15 protein-coding genes are annotated in these 15,296 nt (G+C 48.2%); 7 read left to right on the top strand and 8 right to left on the bottom strand.

The features are described 5' to 3' along the window. Positions 1 to 36: 36 nt before the first annotated feature. The 3 genes from bioA (at position 37) to U2F10_RS28825 (ending at position 2,557) form a co-directional block, all read left to right on the top strand. The gene (bioA, locus tag U2F10_RS28835) at positions 37 to 1,320 is read left to right on the top strand and encodes an adenosylmethionine--8-amino-7-oxononanoate transaminase (protein WP_499874002.1); all 1,284 of its coding nucleotides are present in this window, start codon (positions 37 to 39) and stop codon (positions 1,318 to 1,320) included. A 75-nt stretch (positions 1,321 to 1,395) separates the two neighbouring features. Further along, positions 1,396 to 2,214 carry a TolB-like translocation protein gene (locus U2F10_RS28830; protein WP_499874001.1) on the top strand — a complete coding sequence of 273 codons (819 nt, stop codon included), beginning with the start codon at positions 1,396 to 1,398 and terminating at the stop codon, positions 2,212 to 2,214. 154 nt (positions 2,215 to 2,368) lie between these two features. Then, complete coding sequence (locus tag U2F10_RS28825; protein WP_006518231.1) at positions 2,369 to 2,557, top strand: hypothetical protein; 189 nt, start codon at positions 2,369 to 2,371, stop codon at positions 2,555 to 2,557. Between the two features lie 56 nt (positions 2,558 to 2,613). Here the strand turns inward: U2F10_RS28825 and U2F10_RS28820 are convergent, their stop codons facing one another. From U2F10_RS28820 to radC, 6 genes are all read right to left on the bottom strand, one after another. After that, the gene (locus U2F10_RS28820; protein ID WP_499874000.1) at positions 2,614 to 4,467 is read right to left on the bottom strand and encodes a pentapeptide repeat-containing protein; all 1,854 of its coding nucleotides are present in this window, start codon (positions 4,465 to 4,467) and stop codon (positions 2,614 to 2,616) included. Positions 4,468 to 4,780: 313 nt separating this feature from the next. Continuing rightward, on the bottom strand, positions 4,781 to 5,203 hold the full coding sequence (locus U2F10_RS28815) for a hypothetical protein (protein ID WP_499873998.1): 423 nt from the start codon (positions 5,201 to 5,203) through the stop codon (positions 4,781 to 4,783). Between the two features lie 122 nt (positions 5,204 to 5,325). Continuing rightward, a complete protein-coding gene (locus U2F10_RS28810) occupies positions 5,326 to 5,535 on the bottom strand; it encodes a hypothetical protein (protein ID WP_348917889.1) in 210 nt (69 codons plus the stop codon). Between the two features lie 258 nt (positions 5,536 to 5,793). Continuing rightward, positions 5,794 to 7,473, bottom strand: a complete 1,680-nt coding sequence (locus U2F10_RS28805) for a SulP family inorganic anion transporter (RefSeq protein WP_163660598.1) — start codon at positions 7,471 to 7,473, stop codon at positions 5,794 to 5,796. Positions 7,474 to 7,564: 91 nt separating this feature from the next. Beyond that, positions 7,565 to 8,128: a sodium-dependent bicarbonate transport family permease gene (locus tag U2F10_RS28800; protein ID WP_163660596.1), complete on the bottom strand. Its 564-nt coding sequence runs from the start codon at positions 8,126 to 8,128 to the stop codon at positions 7,565 to 7,567. 191 nt (positions 8,129 to 8,319) lie between these two features. Next, the gene (gene radC, locus U2F10_RS28795; RefSeq protein WP_163660594.1) at positions 8,320 to 9,087 is read right to left on the bottom strand and encodes a RadC family protein; all 768 of its coding nucleotides are present in this window, start codon (positions 9,085 to 9,087) and stop codon (positions 8,320 to 8,322) included. Between the two features lie 141 nt (positions 9,088 to 9,228). Between radC and U2F10_RS28790 the strand changes: the two genes are divergently transcribed. After that, on the top strand, positions 9,229 to 9,654 hold the full coding sequence (locus U2F10_RS28790; protein WP_163660592.1) for a DUF1824 family protein: 426 nt from the start codon (positions 9,229 to 9,231) through the stop codon (positions 9,652 to 9,654). A gap of 145 nt (positions 9,655 to 9,799) precedes the next feature. Here U2F10_RS28790 and U2F10_RS28785 read toward each other — a convergent pair whose 3' ends face one another. Then, on the bottom strand, positions 9,800 to 10,498 hold the full coding sequence (locus U2F10_RS28785) for a response regulator transcription factor (protein ID WP_163660590.1): 699 nt from the start codon (positions 10,496 to 10,498) through the stop codon (positions 9,800 to 9,802). A gap of 514 nt (positions 10,499 to 11,012) precedes the next feature. Between U2F10_RS28785 and U2F10_RS28780 the strand changes: the two genes are divergently transcribed. Next, positions 11,013 to 11,654 carry a peroxiredoxin gene (locus U2F10_RS28780; protein ID WP_163660588.1) on the top strand — a complete coding sequence of 214 codons (642 nt, stop codon included), beginning with the start codon at positions 11,013 to 11,015 and terminating at the stop codon, positions 11,652 to 11,654. A 27-nt stretch (positions 11,655 to 11,681) separates the two neighbouring features. Here the strand turns inward: U2F10_RS28780 and U2F10_RS28775 are convergent, their stop codons facing one another. Then, the gene (locus U2F10_RS28775) at positions 11,682 to 12,998 is read right to left on the bottom strand and encodes an ATP-binding protein (protein ID WP_499868346.1); all 1,317 of its coding nucleotides are present in this window, start codon (positions 12,996 to 12,998) and stop codon (positions 11,682 to 11,684) included. A 157-nt stretch (positions 12,999 to 13,155) separates the two neighbouring features. On the opposite strand from U2F10_RS28775, the gene U2F10_RS28770 reads away from it, so the two are divergent. Further along, on the top strand, positions 13,156 to 14,112 hold the full coding sequence (locus U2F10_RS28770) for an ABC transporter substrate-binding protein (RefSeq protein ID WP_499873996.1): 957 nt from the start codon (positions 13,156 to 13,158) through the stop codon (positions 14,110 to 14,112). 103 nt (positions 14,113 to 14,215) lie between these two features. Beyond that, positions 14,216 to 15,208 carry a cysteine synthase A gene (locus tag U2F10_RS28765; RefSeq protein ID WP_163660582.1) on the top strand — a complete coding sequence of 331 codons (993 nt, stop codon included), beginning with the start codon at positions 14,216 to 14,218 and terminating at the stop codon, positions 15,206 to 15,208. Positions 15,209 to 15,296 lie beyond the last annotated feature (88 nt).

Below are 15,296 nucleotides of genomic sequence, written 5' to 3'. Positions count from 1 at the left end.
GCGTCAGCGGTTCCCCCCCTCCCAATCCAAACACCTATGCAATCCTTACCCACGGACCAGCTACTCACCATTGACCGCCAACATGTATGGCATCCCTACGCCGCCATGCCCAATCCGTTACCCATTTTTCCGGTCAAGTCGGCACAGGGCGTTTACATCGAGCTAGAGGGAGGGCTGACCCTGGTGGATGGCATGTCCTCCTGGTGGACCTGCATTCATGGGTATAACCATCCCCGGCTTAACCAGGCCGCTCGCGATCAAATTGATCGCATGTCCCACGTGATGTTTGGCGGTCTTACCCACCAACCGGCGGTACAACTGGCTCAGCGGTTAGTGGAACTCACGCCAGAACCACTCCAGCAGGTGTTCTTCTGCGACTCTGGTTCAGTGTCTGTGGAAGTGGCCATGAAGATGGCGATTCAGTATTGGTATAACCTGGGCCAGCCTGAGAAGCATCGCTTTCTAACGGTGCGCGGCGGGTACCATGGCGACACCTTTGATGCCATGTCGGTGTGTGACCCCGTCAACGGCATGCACCATCTGTTTAGCAAGGTTCTACGACAACAGTATTTTGCCGATATTCCTCAGATTCCTTTCTGGGGAGTGTGGGATGACAGCGATATTACTAGTTTTGAACAACTTTTGGCGGAAAACCATGGACAGATCGCCGCAGCCATCTTTGAACCTGTGGTGCAGGGGGCTGGGGGCATGCGGCTTTACAGTCCTGACTATGTACGTCGTGCCAGAGAGCTCTGTGACCAGTATGGTGTGCTGCTAATTCTGGATGAGATTGCCACAGGCTTTGGGCGTACGGGGCAGCTCTTTGCCTGCGAACATGCAAAGATTTCGCCTGACATTTTGTGTATCGGCAAGGCCATGTCTGGTGGGTTTATGTCGCTGGCGGCAACGCTCACCACACCCCACATTAGTCAGGTATTTAGCCAGGGCGAAGCAGGGGTCTTTATGCACGGCCCGACATTTATGGCGAATCCCTTAGCCTGTGCCGTCGCCTTAGAGAATCTTGCCATTTTAGACAGCTACAATTGGCAAGCTAAAATCCAGACAATTGAGGCACAGCTGAAGCAAGAGCTAGCCCCCTGCCGGGCATCATCCTTAGTCAAAGATGTGCGGGTGTTAGGAGCCATTGGTGTTGTCGAACTGCATGGACCGGTGGATATGGCTGTAATTCAGCCACAGGTGGTAGAGCACGGTGTATGGCTACGTCCCTTTGGCAAACTTATATACACGATGCCGCCTTATATCATTGAACCTGCCGAGTTGAGTTGCATCACCCAGGCAATAGTTGAACTGACTCGTTAATGTTGTGGTGAGCAGTCGCATTTACCACGACTAAAATTCATCGTCACAATTCCGATCCAGGATAGGCTTATCATCATGATGCGCTTTACTTCAATTAGTCTGCTGACTGTTAGTTTGCTCAGCCTGCTGATAGGATGTAGCCCTCGGGAAACGATTAGATCAGGTGCGATCGCACCTGAAGCATCCACACCTCAAACCATCTCAGAGTCCATCTCGGAGACGTTTGAGCTGGATCCAGGTCGCTATTGCTACCTATTAAACAACGGCATGCTCGCAACGTATTTGCGTTTAACCCTCGACAACGATCAGCTTAGCGGCGACGTACGCTCATCGGTTCAAACCGAAGCAGAAAACGGTTCAACAACCTATGCCCAAGTGTTTTCAGGTGCACTAATCGAAGACACATCCATAGTCGACGTTACCACCTGGATTGACAAAGACGTCAAAGACACCCGTGATACCTGGATATTAACCAGCAATACACTGCAAACCAAAGACAACGTTCTCAATCTAACGGACTGTGAACTTGTTGATCCGGCCTTCCAAGATCACAATGGGATTGAAGCCAAGGACCTGCTGGCAGGAGCTAATAATGCCAGAACCGAACGGATTGAATTCGACCCTGGCAAACGCTATGCCATTGCTAGCAATAGGGTAGTGCGAGGTGACCGGGATATTTACCTGTTAAACGCTAACGGTGGCCAGCAGATGAGTATCAGCCTCCAGGCCACAGAAAATAACGCTGCTTTTGATATCATTTCCCCCAGCGGTTACATCCTGGCATTTAGCGCCAACAATGAGACGGTTTTCTTACCTCACACCGGCGATTACCAAGTAGTTGTCGGCGGCATCTCTAGCGATGCTTCCTATAATCTGACCATTAGTCTTCAGTAGATGTTGTGAACTATGTGCGCCAAGCTATATAAAGCAGAAACGGCTTTTAATTAAGTTTTGCAACAACCTGGTCGTAAAGTCTAACTAACCACCGATAGGTCATTGCGGTTGCTTGCGGGCACCGAATTGACCTTGTTTGTTTGGAAATCTGCCCATGGGTGGTCTGTTACGGAACCTGGCATGCGCCACAATCATTGTCCCCAATTGTCTGATGGCAGATGCCGTTGCCCAACCACTGAATATCAGAACGGATTGGCCATGTCAGGAACTTTCAGTAGAGCGTTCGTTTCAGCCAGCTCCCCCCGGTGTGCCCCAAAGACGACTCAGCGGTGGGACACGATAGGTAGCCGTTGCGAAGAAAACTATCCAGGCGAATTGCGGAGCAACACAGCATGTTGACTATGACAATGATAATACGCCAGAAATTTGTCCCGCACTGATGGATATCAGCACGCAGGCCATCTGTTCTAATTCGATTCTTTCAAGGGTGCGCGTAAAGTCGGTGGGGCACTTCTGGAATAAGTAGCCAACTGCGAGCAGACGATAGTTAAAATTCATCTGAGGATTAGCTAGCAGAGCTTTAGCAGTATCGGTAGCCTTACTGATTAAAACCAGCAGTTTTTGACAATAGGCATGCCAAAAGGCGACCCGAAATGCAGGTTGTTGTCGGTACTTATTGACCTGTCTAGGATCAATCATCAGAGCATCGCTTACTTCTGTGAGGGTCATACCAAACAGCAACAGATGAATAATCTCGCTCTGTAAAACAGGTACATGGGGGGGGCCTTGGTAGTCAACAGTTGCGAAAAAACAGCCTAACCACCATTTTATAAGCCATAGACGATACTTTGAAGAGATCTGAGCATCAGTAGTCAGATTTTGCAATATGGTTAGCAATCTCCCAACAAAATCCAGCATTTTCTTGAGAAAGGCTCGCCAAAAGGCTGTGCGAAAGGTTGACTGCCGTTGGTAAAGGTTGACCTGACCCCGATCAAGCTGCATCACTTTGGTAATTCTCGATGGAGACATACCAGATAACAACATTTCAATAATTTTGGCTTGGACAGGTTCCACGTTCTTGAAAGCCTTTAGCTTACAAGTCCTTGTTTTCAGAGCCTTTTTCCTGAGGGCATCTATGATATGAGCCGGATGTTTGTCATAACCGTTAAGTTCTATGTTTTGCCCCGTCGTGGTCAAACTATTCAACAAGGACGTATTGTCTATCCGATATTTGGGCCCCTGCTGACTATTGGCCATCGTGGTCAACACGCCCATTAGGGTGGCTTTATCCCGACGCTCCATGTTGATACTATGACGGGCCATGCTAAAAGGATATCCTTGCGATCGCAATCGCCGCTTATACTGTGCATCCAGTGTATGCATTTCAACCATGTACTGTTCTTTTGCCCGACTTTCAATCACAGCAGCATCGGTATCAGGAGCCATGGCTAAACGAACAACAAAAGCACCACCTTGCTTTTTTTCAATCGATTGGATACAGAGATTAGCATCAACATATTCTTGGCAAAGCGTTTGGAAAGCCTGGGAAAACGCTTGCCAGTCAATACGCCCCTGAAAAACAAGATCAATCACACGTGTAGTTTGCTGAAAGCCCCTAGCAAACTCACCAGGCTTGAAATTTCTTGTCTTGGGATGTCGCTCTTTTGGCACATCTTTGAGATAGATATGATCACAAATAACCCCTTCCAAGATCGTCGCACCATTGGAAGTCCAGTCTTGTATACAGGCACCGGTAAGCATTGCCTTGGCAAATACAGTACCCAACACTTGCGTCTGCATCAAAGCAGCACCACTCAAATTGGCACTGCTCAAATTGGCACTGCTCAAGTTAGCCCTACATAGATTCGCACCACTCAGATTCGCACCACTCAGATTCGCACCACTTAGATCCACGTCAGGTAAATGCGCCTTGGTTAGATTGGCCCCTCGCAGATCGGTTCTGGCTAGGTTAACACCCCGTAACCTGGCTTTACGTAGTTTTGCACCGCTTAGGTCAGCCTCCGATAGATGAGCCTGAGTCAGATCAGCTTTATACAAATTAGCACCGCTTAACTCCGCTTTATCTAGCTGCACTCTATGGAGCTTGGCACCGCTGAAATTCACTCCACTCAATTGAGCCGCCAATAAGGTTGCACCACTTAGATCAGGCACTATTTCAGGATTATTTAATCTCCACTGATTCCATCGCTGTACACCCTGATGTAGCCGTTCTAAATGCTGTAGATTAGCCACAACGACACCCTCAATCAATCACCTAATGCTACCCAAGCTGTGATTCAGCATTATCTAGGAGTTATTGAAAGTATAGCGAGCCCCAAGGACAAGAGATCTACGACCCATAGCCAATCATCATGCCTTGCAATCAAGGATGTCATTCATACAGATGTCGATTTTTACAGACATCTCTGGCCGTAACACAGCGCTAAAGTCAAATTCTAAGGAGAACTATTCAAGACCTAACAACCTTCTCTCTGCCACAAATATAGGTCCTGAATAGTTGATCGAGTCAGTCTTCTCTCAAACGTTCCAGATACGAGAATGATAGCTATTTCAGCACCGTATCTAAGATCTCTCTAGCTGGCTGAGCTTTTTCCAGGGCAGTTTGGTAGTCACTGTAAATGCGCACCAATTTAGAAAGGCCACTGACACCTGTCTTTAACTGATCTAATTCATCTCCCGACAGCAATTCTCCATCCAGCATCCGCACAATTAAAGGTTTGATATCGCCCACTTCTTGGCGCGACTTCTGTAGCTTATCCACTGTGGTCATTAACGTTTTGAGGGCGCTGAAGATCGTGTCCAAGTTTCCAGTATCTACAGCGGGTGCAGCTTCAGGAGCTGCTGCTTTAGCAGGATCTGCTGCTTTAGCAGGATCTGCTGCTTTAGCGGGAGTTGCTGCTTTGGTTGGGGCAGTATCCACGGCTTCAGAAGCAGCAGTGGACGTTTTACTCGCATCGCGTGGTGCCATGGGTCTCTCAGGTAAGAACAGCACCTAGTTTAGGTGCTTTCCGCCGATATGGATACGGATGTTATGAGATACGATCACTAAAACTTACTTAAGGTTCCATTGACAAGGCTAAATTGGCCGTCCTAGGTACATAGACGAGCTTTATCAGCCGATACATTGGCCTGTTTAATCTGGCGATAGCCTAAGCTGTCGTTAGCGCAGTTTTGCTCAAATTCATAAAAGAGAGCGGGTATTTTTTGAAGATAGTTGCGATCGCTAAACGACCCAATTAAATCCGCCATCCGACCTAAATCTGCCAAACCTGAAATATCCGAGATCGAGCATGCTTGCATAAAAAGACTTTCCAAACAAGCAACAACGTGACGTATATATAATCCTTCAAACGTCCGATGTTTAAACTAGGCACAGGGATTCAGCATGCTCAGAAAGCATCATTTTCATGCGTTCCAAGGATACGTTGGGGGATATCAATGAAATATCATCAATGCCCCCAACGTACTAACCATGAGTTAAGACCGTTGTGCACTGAGAATGAACTAATTATGAGAGATCTGTCATTTATCCCCCCAGGAGACCCCAGTCTGATTCACCTAAACCTCTGCACGGGGAGCATAGTCACGAATCAGCTCTATCGAGCGCTCTAGGGCAATAATGCGCTCGGTAACCTGATGGGTTGGAGGCAGCTTCTGCAAAATTTCTAACCGTTCAAGCCTGTGGGCAACTTGGCCATGGGCACCTACCAAAAATACCTCTCGCCGTTTAGCCAAGGAATCTTTAATCATGGTTTCAATCGCCAGCAAAGCCGTTACTCCTAATCTAGGGACAGTGCTCAAATCTAGAATCAGGATTTCATAATTTTCTACGATAGCCATGCGCCGAGCGATGGATTTGGCCGCGCCAAAACTCATGGGACCGCTGAGATGGAACATGAGTACTCGTCCCTTAGCAGCTTCTAGCAGGGAGCGTTCTTCAGGGGTGAGCCAGTTTTCATTATCCCCATGGGTCACTGCCCGCATATCCTGTACCTGAATATCGGTAATTGCTTGAATGGTCAGCAGATTGGCTAAAAATACCCCAACGGCCACAGCCGTAATCAGGTCCACAAAAACCGTGAGTCCCATGACCAGATACATCAAGCTTGCCCCTTTTGTAGACAGGCGATGGGCTCGCTTCAAAAAGCCCCAGTCAATGATGTCAATCCCGACTTTGATCAAAATTCCTGCCAATACAGCATGGGGAATTGGTTCAGTCAAAGAACCAGCCTTAAGCACGATTGCCGCTAGCACAAGGGCATGAATCATGCCCGAAAGATTAGTTTTACCCCCCGTCTGCACATTGATCACGGTACGCATAGTAGCTCCAGCTCCGGGTAAACCACCGAACAAGCCAGCCACACAATTACCAATACCTTGACCAATTAGCTCACGGTCAGAATCATGTTGGGTGCGTGTAATACTATCGGCTACCAAGGAGGTGAGCAGTGAATCTAACGCTCCCAGTACAGCCAGCATAATGCTGTACCCCAGCATGTCCTTCATAGCCCCCCAAGAGAAGTAGGGCATATGCAGACTAGGCAAGCCCGAAGGAATATCACCAATGCGAGGAATACCGCTATTGGGGAAGAATCTCACTGATAGATAGGTGCAAAGAACCAGGGCAATCAGAGGCGCTGGCAAGATGCGATTCAGCTTTGGCGGGGCAGCAAACACAATCGCTAGAGTCAGCAACCCCAGCCCGGCAGCAACAGGATTGATATTACTAAAAACAGTTGGATACAGCAGAATTGAATCAACAACACCACCTTGCCCGACAGCCCCAAACAGAGGGCCAATTTGAATCAGGATAATAATCACCCCCACCCCTGACATAAACCCAGAGATAACGGTGTAGGGCATGAAAGTAATGTATTTTCCTAATCTCAAAAGCCCCATCAAAATTTGAAACAGACCACCCAACATAACCACCGTAAAGGCCATGGCGAGACCGGCCTCTGGGTACTTAGCCGTCAGTGCCGCAAAGGTAGATGCCATGACTACCGTCATTGGGCCTGTAGGCCCCGAGACCTGGGAAGGAGTACCCCCAAACAGAGCAGCTAAAAAGCCAACAAACATGGCTCCATATAGCCCAGCAATGGGTCCTGCTCCAGAAGCAACACCAAAGGCCAGAGCTAAAGGTAAGGCAACAACCGCTGCCGTGACACCACCAAATAAGTCTCCCCGCAGATTCTTGAAATTGAGACTTGGCAGTAGAACAGATGGAGACAATGCCATGATCGATATCTAACTCCAAACGTTTTGAATTAAATGAAAGTAAATAGAAATGCCGGTATTGAAGGGAAAAAATCACTGGCAACTAGCTTCACTAACAAACTACCCACCAACAAAAAGGCCAAACCATTCGGGCAGGACTCCTGAAACATTCTCCCCAATCAAGTGTGTCTTGCAAACTCTTATCCTTGAGTCGATTGACAAACACTCTCACCGATAAAAGACCCATAATCATTGCTGGTGATGACATCAACGCTAAAGTAGCTACCAGATAATTGCCAACGTCAACATTTACTGGAGAGAGAAACGAACTAGCGGTTACAAACGTTACCGCACAGAGAAAGCTATCGATTGCTGCAATCGCTGAAGCATTGTAGAGATCAAGCTTTAGCCGTAAAATAAAGAAAGAATAAACAGAGACGACAGCAACCACCACCACAGTTGACCTTAAGGCTATAGCCACCTCAGAACTCAAACCGCTTTCGTAGAATCCGTCCCCCCCATTAAAGCTGATGGCAAATAATAAATACACAAAGAACAGCGTGGAGATCGACTGAGGGATCTCTAAGTCTGACTTGAGAAACACAGCTGTCAGGCCAATAACGAAAAACAAGACAGGTGAGTTTAAAACATTCGAAAGAATCAAGCTAGAGTCCATAGCTCACTTTAGTAAAGTGCGGCGACCGATAGCAGCTGTGTGTCAAGTAAATTCAAACCTATCATCGAATGTGAAGCAGAGTATTGAAGAATACTTTTAGGTAATTATTTACGAATATTTATTGAGTTATACGTAGCCAATGGGGTTTAAATACTCCATGATCACTTCCACAAGTTGTTGTGCCGCCAAGCTTATTCAGCCTGCGTATTCCATAGCTCTGTAGTTTGTCGTAGACTTACAAAGTCTCCATTTCCTAAAATTAGGTGATCTAACAGAGGAATCCCTAAAATATTTGCTCCTTCCAGCAACTGGCGGGTCAACGCTAAGTCAGCATCACTGGGCTCAAGAATACCGGAGGGATGATTATGGGCGACAATCACACGGGTAGCCCCTTGTTTAATGACTTCACGAAAAATCTCTCTTGGGTGGGCTAGGGTTTCAGTGGCAGTACCGAGAGAAATAATTTTGGTGCCCAGGAGTCGATGTTTAACATCGAGCAGTGCGATCGCAAATCTCTCTTGCGATTGCCACATTAAATCTTGACTGAGGGCAGCAGCAGCTACGGCGGGATCATCCACTATTGTGCGATCAGCAGGACGATTTTGCAAAACTCGCTTTCCCAGTTCTAATGCGGCTAAGATGGCAGCAGCTTTCGCCTCTCCGACACCGGATATGGTCATCAGCTCCTGCGGTGTAACAGTTCGTAAAGCATCCAGGGCTGTGGCACTATCCTGGGCAAGTTGATTGAGAATACATTGACCGAGATTCACAGCTGATAGCTTATGACCACGGCTAACCCCTGTGCCCAGCAAAATCGCCAGCAGTTCAGCCAACGTTAAATTTTTAGCACCATAGGCCATCAATCGCTCGCGGGGACGTTGCTCCGTCGGCATATCTTTAACCCGCAGATTGTAGCGTTTGTGAATCTGTTCTTGGCTGCGATCGCAGGTAAGTGTCATAGATAGAGGTGCAATGGCATAATAATCACCGCACTGTTTTCTAAGGCAGCGCGGCATCATGATTTAGTGAGCCCATCAGCCCGCCTAAGAGCGACCTTATCACCACGAAATCATAGCGAAGCCTACATTTACTCAGACGCTATGCTAAACCTCACCCCGTCACCCACCAACCTTAAAAAAGTCCGCCAGCAGTTAGCGCAATTTAGCTGTTTGGCAGTTCCCCCCCAGCTGTCTAAAGCGCAGAAGCGTGATCTCATTAATGCTCTGCTATGGTTTAGCGATTTAGCTGACTACGAAACCCTGGGTGTATGTACCGATACCCTGGCCGAAGGCAAAGCAGCAACCGAAGCCTATGTCGGTCGCCTCAGCCGTCCCATCAATTTAGACTTGCCTGAACGAGACGGTGCTATTTACCTGAAGTTCAATACCCTCAAAGGCGCTTGGTATCTAGATGACTATGGGGGGCCAAATCGCGGCGTTTTGGTCTCCTTCCACGCTAGTGAGCCCGAGTATGACCTGGTTAATGGCACCTATGGACCTTTTCCATTGGACTTATTTGATGAATGATCGTTAGTCGATGCACAAGGGAGCGGTTAACAATCAACCAGCCTCCAGTGGGGGCGTACCGACGTACGCCCTTCAAGATGTCAGCACATATCCACCATGCACTCGATTGGATGCACAGCAGCAGTGCATCCTTACAAAGCGAGACCTACGTAGTTACCAACCCATGCTCTAGGGCAAATCGGACTAGCTCTGTACGGCTATTAGTACCGGTCTTACCAAATAAACGACTGACGTACTTTTCGACGTTGCGGACTGTGGTGCCCAGACGACTCGCAATCTCCTTATTCATGAGGCCTTCTGCCACCAGGTTTAATACATCCTGTTCGCGGGGCGTCAGATCAATACGAATCGGCGATGTTTTTTGAGGGATCGTTCCTCGCTGTGTGAGCAGAGCCTTAATTTCCTCAATTTGGCGGGCCATAGCAGCGATATCAGGCACGGTTCCAGCTTCTGGCGTACGTGCGGCCTGGCGTTCGATCAGATTACTGACCATGGCCACCAGCTCTTCTGGATCAAACGGTTTGGATAGGTAGGCATCACAGCCAGCGTTGTAGCCCTGGATGCGATCGCTAGTCATCCCACGGGCTGTCAGAAAAATTACCGGTAGCGATTTGTAGCGAGGATCTTCACGCACCTGCTTAAGAAATGCATAGCCATCCACCTCAGGCATCATAATGTCTGAGATCAGCACATCCGGGGGTTCCTGCTGCAATAGCTCTAGTCCTTCAGTGGCATTGCTGGCCGTGCGCACCTGAAAGTCACTGTCTTCTAAATAGGCTTGAACCGCCTCACGCAAGCCGGGCTCATCATCTACCAACAGGACTCGTTTAGCTGCCTCTGCCATGGCTTTTCCTTTGATGCTACAGTTCCTAAGCTTAATCGGAATTGGGCACTCTCATCATATGTAGTCCCCAACTCTGGGAAATACTATCTTCCCACTTCACTGTTGACCATCGTTTGTGCAAAGTTCGTCAAAATTCCATTCGTTTCGCTCAGGGTCACGACACCTGGATAGCCCCACAAAACCAGGATGCGATCGCTGTCATTTAAGAAGAACTGATATCAAGTCCTGACATTTATCAGTAAATTACCAATGGCAACATTGGGGCATAAGACTCCTTGTAGACCTGTATTCAGAACTCACACAGCAGTCTGTGCAAGGTTAAAAAATATACATATTTGCCCGTAGACAACTGCTGCAATTGATACCATTTGGGTCCTTTCACGATAGGATGATTAAGAATCATCTAAACTCCGACCGGAATACCGGGGTTTATGAGATTCTTAGCGCAACTAGCCTAATCACATGGCTTTAATGCAAGCGTTGTTGATGTAAGGAAATATCAGGAAATTCGGTTATGGCTCTTCAACTAGGGGATCAGGTCCCAGATTTTACCCAGAAATCTTCCGCTGGGGATATCAATTTCTATGAATGGGCTGGCGACAGCTGGGTCGTTCTTTTCTCTCACCCTGCTGACTACACTCCCGTTTGCACCACTGAACTAGGTACTGTAGCCAAGTATCGAGCTGAGTTTGACAAGCGCAACGTTAAAACTATCGCCCTCAGCGTTGACGGTGTAGAATCTCACCAGGGTTGGATTGGTGACATCAACACAACCCAGAGTACTAGCGTTGACTATCCCATCTTGGCTGACGAAGACAAGAAAGTGTCTGAGCTATATGGGATGATTCACCCCAACTCCAGCACTGGTAACACCTTGACTGTACGCTCCGTATTTGTCATTGATCCCAACAAGAAGCTACGTCTCACCATTACTTACCCAGCTAGCACTGGCCGTAACTTTGATGAGATTCTACGGGTCATTGACTCCCTACAGTTGACTGACTACCACAAGGTTGCCACCCCTGCTAACTGGCAAGATGGTGGCGACTGTGTCGTTGTACCTTCAATCTCTACTGAAGATGCGAAGCAGCAGTTTCCCAAGGGGGTTACAGAACTCAAGCCTTATTTGCGTATGACTCCCCAGCCTAACAAGTAGGCAATAACATCCACTCTGCTGGAACCATCAAGGATGCTCCACTGGGGCATCCTTTTTTCGTGCCATAGTACAGGAACATTGCTTCACGGGAATTGCAATTGTAAATGTTGTCCCTGTGGCATCGCTGGACTCACAGGTTAACTGGCCATGGTGCCGTTCATGAATGATCTGATAACTAATGGACAGCCCCATACCCGTCCCCTTGCCCACCGGCTTAGTCGTGAAAAAAGGATCAAACAGCCGTGCCTGAATATGAGGTGGAATGCCTGGTCCACCGTTATGAATAGCAACAATTGCCTGCTGCTGCTCTAACCGAGTCGAAATCTTAATTTCCAGGGGTGTAGCATTGTGGTCAATGGTCTCCTCTAACGCATCAATAGCATTGGTCAAGAGATTCATAAAAACTTGATTGAGCTGTCCTGCGTAACATTCAATGGCAGGTAGATCACCATACTGTTTTTGAACAACGATGCCAGAACGTTGGTTATTAGCCTTAAATCGATGCTCTAAAATCATCAACGTGCTGTTAATGCCATCATGGAGATTAACAGTTTTCATTTCCGCCTCGTCCATGCGCGAAAATGTGCGTAGTGACGATACAATTGCTCGAATGCGCTCAGCCCCCACTTGCATAGAGGCTAATACTTTAGGTAGATCAGCAGAGAGAAAATCAAAATCGATCTCATCTAGCATAGCTTGCACACTAGCCGTAGGCTGGGTATGCCCAGACCGATAGGCATCAATCAGATCCATGAGTTCCTCTGTGTAGGATTGGGCATGGCGAATATTGCCATAGATGAAATTAACGGGGTTATTAATTTCATGGGCAACTCCAGCCATTAGTTGCCCTAAGCTGGACATTTTTTCATTCTGCACCAGCTGTAGCTGGGTTTGCTGTAATTCTTGTAAGGCATCTGCCAAAGCCTCAGGACCAACGGCGGCAGACTGCTCATAACATTGGGTCACATCCTGGCATTCGGTCAAAATTAACCGATTGCCTGGCAGCAATGAAATCAAAGATTTGCGAACGAAAATTGTGCTGGCGCGCCGTGAGTATCGCGTTGTGAATTCAATACAGTCTCCGTGGCGAATGACCTGGGCATCTGCCTGGGCAAAGTCTGCGATTTGGGCCAGGGGCAAGAGCTCTCGATCGGTCTGAGGAAGCTGGGTCCTCACCTCTCTGATCGGATCGTGCTCCCACAGGCGATAGCTGGCATCATTGGCATAGAGCCATTTTCCCTTAAGGGTTTTAAGGTGAATCGCTGTGCTCAAATGGTTGAATAGCGTTGTCCATAACTGATGGCTATTCGCCAGGGTTTCAAAGGTTGCGCTGCCTTGAACCATCAACTTTTCCTACTTCATACCCACGGGTTTAGATTGCCCGGATTGTCGATGACCAAAACTCAAAATTGGGCAATGCCCCCTTTGTTTTAGATGTGGTTGAGGGTAAATGTCTTTACGATGTAAAGCGGCCAGGTAATTGTTATGGAGAGAGATAGGAGTGCTATCGCGTCGCCTTTTTTTGCAAGCTGGGCTCGGACTAATTCCCTGGCGCAGGACACAGCCATTGACCATGCAGCTCGACTGGCGACTCAATGCTCAATTTGCTGGACTCTGTGTAGCAGAAGCCCATGGAGAGTATCGCCGCCAGGGACTGGCCGTCACCCTAAAGCCGGCACCGCCTAATCTGGATGTGGTGAAAACAGTGGCTTCACAGCCCCATACCCTTGGCTGTGCTGAGGAGTCGCTGATTTTAGCAGCCCAGGCTCAGGGAGTGGATGTGGTTGCGATCGCAACCATGCTCCAAGCATCTCCGTTAGCCCTCATGAGTCTGCCCCAAAAAGGCTTCAGCCAGCTCCAACAGCTACCTGGCAAACGCGTTGGCGTCCATAGCGACGGGCGCAAAGCCTTAGAACAGGTTCTATCCCAAAATCATATCCCTTCAGACCCAATCGATATTGTCACCATTCCCTATCGCAATAAGCATCAGCGTCTAATCAATGGCGAATTCGATGCTGTCCAATGCTATGCCCTGGATGAACCCCTAGATTTTGCCCGTCGTCTGGGCCAATCACCAACAGTGTTGACCTTCCATGACTACGGGTTCGATGCTTACAGCCAAGTAATTTTTGCCCCTACCCAGTTAGTCGCCAAGCACCCCCAAACCATAAAACGCTTTTTGACCGCCACGTTTGCAGGCTGGCACTGGGCCATCAATCATCCCGAACAAACCGCTCGTCTGTTGGTAGAGCAATACGTTGAACCAAACTACCAAGATCTTGATTATCAAACCCAATCCCTCAAGATTATTGCCAACTATGTACAAAACAGTAACCAGACTATCGGCACCCTCAATGCAACACGGTGGCAGCACTCTGCTCAGCAATTTGCCCAGGCCGGTTTAATTGATACACTGCCACCGTTAACCACCTCCATTGACCTTAGCCTTTGGCCATAAGGCGTTACGTTTCTTTTTATTCTTTTCCATCGTTAACCACGTCCCATTCCCCATTAGGATAAAAAGACTGATTATTACCAACGTTTACTGCACGAAGGCTCCTATGGATATCAAGCAAGGTTTTGTTGGCACCGTTGGCAACACCCCGCTGATTCGGCTCAATAGCTTCTCCGACGAAACTGGCTGTGAAATCTTAGGTAAAGCTGAATTTCTTAACCCCGGTGGCTCGGTGAAAGATCGAGCGGCTCTCTTCATTATTGAAGACGCCGAAAAGAAAGGATTACTCAAACCCGGTGGCACCGTTGTTGAAGGAACGGCTGGCAATACCGGTATTGGCCTAACACACATCTGTAATGCCAAGGGCTACAGGTGCGTTATCATCATTCCCGAAACACAATCTAAAGAGAAAATTGATCTGCTCCGCACCTTAGGTGCAGAAGTACGCACGGTTCCAGCTGTTCCGTATCGCGACCCCAACAACTACGTTAAAGTATCGGGCCGTCTAGCCGAAGAAATGGACAATGCTATTTGGGCAAATCAGTTTGAAAATTTGGCCAACCGACAGGCTCATTATGAAACCACTGGCCCCGAAATCTGGCAGCAGACCGATGGCACAATTAACGCCTGGGTTGCGGCAACCGGTACCGGCGGTACCTATGCCGGTACCGCGATGTTTCTTAAAGAAAAAAATCCTGACATTAAGTGTGTAGTAGCCGACCCCATGGGCAGCGGTCTATACAGCTACGTCAAAACAGGTGAAATCCAGGCTGAAGGCAACTCTATTACCGAAGGCATCGGCAACGGTCGCGTTACCGGCAACATGGCTGGAGCCCCTGCCGATGATGCCATTCAAATTGATGACCCTGAAGCGTTGCGCGTGGTTTATCAGCTTCTGTATAAAGATGGTCTCTACATGGGTGGATCCGTAGGTATCAATGTAGGCGCAGCAGTTGCCCTGGCTAAGCAAATAGGCCCCGGACACACCATCGTCACCGTACTGTGTGATAGTGGCTCTCGCTATCAGTCAAAAATATTTAACCGAGCATGGCTAGAGACTAAAGGCCTTTGGTCCGATCAGTTACTGCCACCCTATTAGGGCAGGCTCCAATAGGGTGTGAACTATGAGCACAAAGATTATGGGCACAAAGATATAAATGGCTGGCTCAGCTAGTCAGAGTAACAAC

It is taken from the genome of Leptothoe sp. EHU-05/26/07-4 (assembly GCF_043421015.1).
In the GTDB taxonomy this organism is placed as follows: domain Bacteria; phylum Cyanobacteriota; class Cyanobacteriia; order Phormidesmidales; family Phormidesmidaceae; genus Leptothoe; species Leptothoe turfae.
The sequence above is the reverse complement of the archived record's forward strand: the minus strand, read 5'-3'. Positions and strand labels throughout refer to the sequence as shown.

What these genes read in the sequence shown, in the direction of transcription:
- U2F10_RS28775 (WP_499868346.1), bottom strand. Translation starts at nt 12,998, where the DNA reads ATGGTTCAAGGCAGCGCAACCTTTGAAACCCTGGCGAATAGCCATCAG.
- U2F10_RS28825 (WP_006518231.1), top strand. Translation starts at nt 2,369, where the DNA reads ATGGGTGGTCTGTTACGGAACCTGGCATGCGCCACAATCATTGTCCCC.
- U2F10_RS28815 (WP_499873998.1), bottom strand. Translation starts at nt 5,203, where the DNA reads ATGGCACCACGCGATGCGAGTAAAACGTCCACTGCTGCTTCTGAAGCC.
- U2F10_RS28810 (WP_348917889.1), bottom strand. Translation starts at nt 5,535, where the DNA reads ATGCAAGCATGCTCGATCTCGGATATTTCAGGTTTGGCAGATTTAGGT.
- U2F10_RS28800 (WP_163660596.1), bottom strand. Translation starts at nt 8,128, where the DNA reads ATGGACTCTAGCTTGATTCTTTCGAATGTTTTAAACTCACCTGTCTTG.
- radC (WP_163660594.1), bottom strand. Translation starts at nt 9,087, where the DNA reads ATGACACTTACCTGCGATCGCAGCCAAGAACAGATTCACAAACGCTAC.
- U2F10_RS28765 (WP_163660582.1), top strand. Translation starts at nt 14,216, where the DNA reads ATGGATATCAAGCAAGGTTTTGTTGGCACCGTTGGCAACACCCCGCTG.
- U2F10_RS28830 (WP_499874001.1), top strand. Translation starts at nt 1,396, where the DNA reads ATGATGCGCTTTACTTCAATTAGTCTGCTGACTGTTAGTTTGCTCAGC.
- bioA (WP_499874002.1), top strand. Translation starts at nt 37, where the DNA reads ATGCAATCCTTACCCACGGACCAGCTACTCACCATTGACCGCCAACAT.
- U2F10_RS28780 (WP_163660588.1), top strand. Translation starts at nt 11,013, where the DNA reads ATGGCTCTTCAACTAGGGGATCAGGTCCCAGATTTTACCCAGAAATCT.
- U2F10_RS28790 (WP_163660592.1), top strand. Translation starts at nt 9,229, where the DNA reads ATGCTAAACCTCACCCCGTCACCCACCAACCTTAAAAAAGTCCGCCAG.
- U2F10_RS28785 (WP_163660590.1), bottom strand. Translation starts at nt 10,498, where the DNA reads ATGGCAGAGGCAGCTAAACGAGTCCTGTTGGTAGATGATGAGCCCGGC.
- U2F10_RS28805 (WP_163660598.1), bottom strand. Translation starts at nt 7,473, where the DNA reads ATGGCATTGTCTCCATCTGTTCTACTGCCAAGTCTCAATTTCAAGAAT.